General features: G+C 34.1%; 5 protein-coding genes. All 5 read right to left on the bottom strand.

Annotated features, from left to right (window positions below; genetic code table 11):
* Positions 1–264: 264 nt before the first annotated feature.
* Positions 265–960 carry a hypothetical protein gene (locus PXC01_RS18310; RefSeq protein ID WP_276473715.1) on the bottom strand — a complete coding sequence of 232 codons (696 nt, stop codon included), beginning with the start codon at positions 958–960 and terminating at the stop codon, positions 265–267.
* 205 nt (positions 961–1,165) lie between these two features.
* Complete coding sequence (locus PXC01_RS18305; protein WP_276473714.1) at positions 1,166–1,543, bottom strand: DUF6980 family protein; 378 nt, start codon at positions 1,541–1,543, stop codon at positions 1,166–1,168.
* 205 nt (positions 1,544–1,748) lie between these two features.
* On the bottom strand, positions 1,749–2,204 hold the full coding sequence (locus PXC01_RS18300) for a hypothetical protein (RefSeq protein WP_276473713.1): 456 nt from the start codon (positions 2,202–2,204) through the stop codon (positions 1,749–1,751).
* A 918-nt stretch (positions 2,205–3,122) separates the two neighbouring features.
* Positions 3,123–3,581 carry a hypothetical protein gene (locus tag PXC01_RS18295; RefSeq protein ID WP_276473712.1) on the bottom strand — a complete coding sequence of 153 codons (459 nt, stop codon included), beginning with the start codon at positions 3,579–3,581 and terminating at the stop codon, positions 3,123–3,125.
* Positions 3,582–3,731: 150 nt separating this feature from the next.
* Positions 3,732–4,447, bottom strand: a 716-nt coding sequence (locus tag PXC01_RS18290) for an FEKKY domain-containing protein (RefSeq protein ID WP_276473711.1), incomplete at its 5' end; no start/stop codon positions are given.

Genomic DNA, 4,447 nt, shown 5'->3' with positions numbered 1-4,447 from the left:
CGGGATAACAGTTTGATAAATCAACCTGTTTCCTAAATTATCAAAGAAAAAACTTGTTTTTTGACACAGTACCTATGGCAAGTAGGGCAGGGAAGGAAACTTTTCGTTTCCGTCTGGTCTGCGAGCCAGAGCTTTTTGTTTTGTAATTATTTTTTCTTTTTTAATTGCCAAATCCAAAAGATTTGGCGGACTTAGCAAGCAAGCCGAAGCCTTTAGATATAACACTTTATGCCCTATTTGTTATAGCCATTGTTGTAACACGTTTTATTTTCTTTTCTCTATGTTTTCTATATAATGTCTTTTCTTAAACTCCCTGTCCAATTCAACCATTATTAAATCGATTAACTCTTTTAGATGTTCAATATTATACTCCTCAAATAGCTTATTATAGTGAGTTTGGTCGTTACCAAGCCAAGTTGCTCTTTCCAAAATTTCTTTCAAATCTCCTTTGAAATACTTCTTAATAATTGACGAAAGCCAAAGACCCAAAATTTCATCTTTTTTAGCAGGGTTTGTCTGAATTGACCAATCTTTAACTAAATACTCAATTGCTTTACGGTAGCCCATTCCAGCAATTTCATCATAACCATTCGATTCTGTCTCTAAACTTTGTAAATATGTCTTAATGAATTTTGACTCTTTTTCTTCTTCAGTTCCAATGGTTCTTCCGTCTTTTAAATTCAAAATTGGTTCTGGCCAAATTGGTCCTTTTGGCAGTCCATTCAAGGTTCTTTCGACCTTATACTGTCCGCCAACCTCTTCTTCTTTGTGAGATACGACGAATATCCTTCCACATTTATGATTTTTACATTCCCAAGTTGATAAAAGTCTATTTTCTTTTCTATCGAACCATTTAAAAAGTTCCCTCGGTTCATTAGCGACATGGCAATGAGGACAAATATTTGGCTGCTCTGCTATATGGCTGTTCCCTGATGTACTATTATTTTTTCTAAAATGCATCTTTTTTTGTCAAATGTGTTACAACGGTTGGGCTATGATTAGTGCGGCGCAGAAATCCGACGTATTTCCAGCTACGCGCTAAGCAAAAGCTTTTGGTTTTATTTTTCTTTTTCTGTCGAAAGCAAAATCCCAAAGATTTTGCGACTTCATAAATATACACAGACCTTAGCCTAAAACTCGAAGTCCGTATTAATTATAGGCTTTGTTAGCAACTGGCTTTTTCCAGTTCGTTTCCGCACCATGGACAAAACTTTATTTCTATTATTGAACTTCCGCCATCGTGAATAGGAATCCCATAAGTTCCGTCGTCCCATTTCCGCATTACAATGTCCACATTACCGTATTCCGTTTTACCTTTTTCGTCTAGTCCTTCATAAATTTTATCCGCCATTTCCAAACAACAATACTTTGAAGATTCGAATCCAGATTTTTCAAACTTGTCCATTAGAGTCCAATTGAAAAAGTCCTTATTATCATGAAGAAGGTCAGTATATAATCCATATTCTTCCGATTCCCAAACCTCTTTTGGAAGCGGTAATTTTGAAAATCTATAATGCAATAGTTTAAATTCCTCTAAAGTCATTTTGAGCTTGTTGCTAACGTTCCGGCTATGGTTAGTACGGGAATTAAAAGCAGTTAACTTTCGATTAAGCACTTAGCCAAAACTTTTTATTTTGTTTTATCTTTTTCATTTTAAAGCCAAATCAAAAGATTTGGCGGACTTCGTAAATATGCCTGAACTTTAGGTTAAGCACAAAACCCCGTATTAATTATAGCCTTTGTTAGCATTAGTTTTCATTTAAGTGATTTCTAATTTCCTCATCACATTTTCGAACTGCCTTTAAACGGGTCTCGATTATATCGAATGTTTTCGCATTTAATATTTCTCTCAATAGAAAATGGACAGATATAGAACCACTATATTTTGTATTAACACAAGGTAAGTTATAATAAACATTAGTTTTATCTTTAGTATAGATAATCCATTTTGATTCTGGAAGTAAGCGAATAAGCGTTTCACCTATGTACGAAACAATTCCGTCGAGTTCAATATTTTTTTCTTGATTTTTTAAATCAATTGGGCTGTACTTACTAATTATGTAATTTTCCAATTTAAAAAGAGAGTTCTCTGAAAAGTCTAACTCTAATTTTTCATCATCATCAATGAGTCCCTTTTTCCAACTTTTTATTCTACTCGATGTGTTTTTTTTCCAGTTTTCAAATTGTTTTTCCTTTTGATTCATTATAACACAATTGGATTTTTAATTAATGCTAACGCCAAAGCTATGAGTAGTGCGTTTGGGAAATCCGACGGATTTCGGGAAACGCGCTAAGCTAAAGCTTTTGGTTTTAATTTGTTTTCTGTTTTGTCCAAAGCTAAATCCAACAGATTTAGCGACCTTATAAATATAGCCAAACCATTTTATAAAACCCCAAGCCACGCATTACTTATAGGTTATGTTAGCGGCATTAAGCGGCGCAGACCAAACCCCAAAGACATGCGAAACGGACAATACCCGTAGTTTTGCCGCTTTTTCCATCCATCGACGAACTTTGGTAGACATAGATATAGTTTAGAAGGCTTAAAGAACTTAAACAACTAGTGACAAACCATCAGTCCGTCCGCATAACGATTGCGCACAGATTGCGTGCTGGCGGCAAAAGATAAAGTCCCGAAAGCTGCTCTTTTTTAAAGGACAGACCAAAGCATTCGGACAAACTATGAATAAGAAAACCGTAGATTTTTTACTTTTCCGATAAACGTTGTCACTTGCGAACCGAGAAGAAAATATAGTGCAAAAAGTAAAAAATGGGAAAGCCTCGTAGCTGCTCTAATTTATTAATAGCTTATTGCCGCTAACGCCTGGGCTATGATTAGTGCGGGGCAGAAATCCGACGGATTTCCAGCTACGCGCTAAGCTAAAGCTTTTGGTTTTGATTTGTTTTTTGTTTTGTCCAAAGCTAAATCCAACAGATTTAGCGACATTATAAATATACACAGACCTTGCGAATTAGACACAAGTCCGCATTAATTATAGCCTTTGTTGTAATCAGTAGCGACACGTTCGAGTAAGCACGAATCTTTGGGTTTTCATATTTTCTCCATCCGAGTAAAGTCCATCTGCGCAACAGTTGTGACTGAGTAAAGTCCCTCCAGTATTTTATTGTTTAATCATCTGAGGAATAAATTCATCTTCTTGTCCGAATCTATAGTCGATATTCTCTTCTTTAAGAAAAGTCAATACTGCAATTAATTCGGATTTATTCACTTGACTTTCTAAAGTCACATAAATCCAATCTTTTTCTTTAGCCTTGTTTTCCCTACTCGGAAGATTTGCAATGATTTCATTTTTACAAGATTCAGCAGAGTGAAATTTTAAGTCTTTCATCATTAATCCATTTTCGGAAAACAGAATGAAATTATTTATCATTCTTTCGGGTTTGAAATCTGTTTTGAGAGAATCATTCTTGATTGACTTAATCCAAACATTGAACTTTTCTTTAAATATTTGAAGCTCTCTGCTAGATGGTTTATCAGCTTGAATTTCAAAATTATTATCATTTTGTCCGACCATTATTATAGGAAAAAGGACAAGTATTAATAACAAGTTTTTTTTCATTTTGAGCTATTGATTACAACGTGTTTGTATATGGTTTGTTGCGTGTTTTAAGCACATAATTTAGCAAATAAAAACCGAATAGAAAATCCGCGAGGATTTTCGTAAGCAAGCTCGAACTAGCAATAAATTATATACGGTGTTGTACGCAGTTTATTTTCTTTTCATTAAATAACAATTACTCTTTAATTGAATATTTTCTCCATCATAAAAGTCAATTTTCGATTCTAATTCGTCCATAAATTCAATTTCGTCACTTGGACAGATTATCATAAAACGTCCTTTTGTTACAATGTCTCCATATTTATCATAAATAGACAATGTCGCATTGTTTTTGTGATTATGCATCCAATCGACATTGTACCAGTTTCCGTTTCCATTTTTCTCAATCCAAAATGCTGTTTTCGGAATGTTAGCGAGCTTCATCAAAGAGTCTATTTCTTTTTTGTATTCAGATTTCCAACCAATTCCGTTTAATTCATCCAAATAATTGTCCATTTGGGAATTGTAGTTTTCAATTCCGTTTTGTTCTGATTGACTAATTAAGCAACCATAGTTCACAACTTTAAATCCGTATTTTTTGCTGACTTTATTAATATCTGAAGATGTTAGCATTGATTCTCCAATAAAAACAATTTGAGGATTATTATTTGAAATGTCAGACTTTGCAGTTAAATAATTATAGCGATTAAAGAATCCGAAATTCCAGAGTAGAAGTCCAATTCCGACTAACAGAATTACTATAAAAATCAAATTTTTCTTCTTTCTCATTCGGTTTCTCAAATTGCGTACAACGCCAAAGCTATGAGTAGTGCGTTTTAGAAATCCGACGGATTTCCGGAAACGCGCTAAGCTAAAGCTTTTGGTTT

Source organism: Maribacter huludaoensis, assembly GCF_029350945.1.
Taxonomy (GTDB): domain Bacteria; phylum Bacteroidota; class Bacteroidia; order Flavobacteriales; family Flavobacteriaceae; genus Maribacter; species Maribacter huludaoensis.
Note: the sequence above shows the minus strand (reverse complement) of the source record. Positions and strands in the feature narration are given on the sequence as shown.

Coding starts and splice junctions, on each gene's coding strand:
- PXC01_RS18310 (WP_276473715.1), bottom strand. CDS start 960: ATGCATTTTAGAAAAAATAATAGTACATCAGGGAACAGCCATATAGCA.
- PXC01_RS18305 (WP_276473714.1), bottom strand. CDS start 1,543: ATGACTTTAGAGGAATTTAAACTATTGCATTATAGATTTTCAAAATTA.
- PXC01_RS18300 (WP_276473713.1), bottom strand. CDS start 2,204: ATGAATCAAAAGGAAAAACAATTTGAAAACTGGAAAAAAAACACATCG.
- PXC01_RS18295 (WP_276473712.1), bottom strand. CDS start 3,581: ATGAAAAAAAACTTGTTATTAATACTTGTCCTTTTTCCTATAATAATG.